Consider the following 599-nt stretch of genomic DNA (forward strand, 5'->3'; position numbering starts at 1 on the left):
CGTGTGGCGGGTTTAACCAGTGGATCAGTCTCTAGTTTGAGCGCGGCTTTCCAAAGTGGTGTTTTCGTAAAAACACTCTCTTGCGATCGGAACGATTTTGCGGGGCGTGTTTCCTGGAGGAGGCCAGTCCAGATCAAGGGCCGCAAGACCTGCGTGTAAAGACTACCCATCATCTCATCGTAGCGTGGAAAGGGGCTAGGCTCTGGTTCACCGAACAAGATCTGTCGCAGGTGGGCGCCCGCTGCGCCGTCCTCAGTCTCGACGTTGAGGACGTTAAGGAAGAGGTCCCAGTTGCCTGGAAGCACGTGGTTCGGGGTTCGTGACCAACCCGTATGATCGATTTCAAAGAGGTAAAACGGCGTTATGATCCCGAAGAGCCGACCCGGATGCTGACGAACTTCTGTGCCTGCCTTGGTCAGCTTGAACTGCCCTTTGTAATGCCGCCCCATTTTGAGGGTCGTCAGCAAGAAATGAATATCCACGAGCGGCATGAAGTCCTGCTCGTTCAGGACCTTGTTCACGGCAAAGAGGTCAGCCTCGGTATGGCCAGGCCAGTCGAATTCGCGCGCAGCCCAGTGTACAAAGTTGCGCTTGAAGGC

General features: G+C 55.4%; 1 protein-coding gene. It reads left to right on the forward strand.

Annotated elements, in window-relative coordinates; translation table 11 throughout:
* Window positions 1-332 precede the first annotated feature (332 nt).
* A partial coding sequence (locus tag E7681_RS18920) for a hypothetical protein (RefSeq protein WP_168733256.1) occupies window positions 333-599 on the forward strand: 267 nt, incomplete at its 3' end.

Source organism: Thalassobius vesicularis, assembly GCF_004799325.1.
GTDB classification, from domain to species: domain Bacteria; phylum Pseudomonadota; class Alphaproteobacteria; order Rhodobacterales; family Rhodobacteraceae; genus Thalassobius; species Thalassobius vesicularis.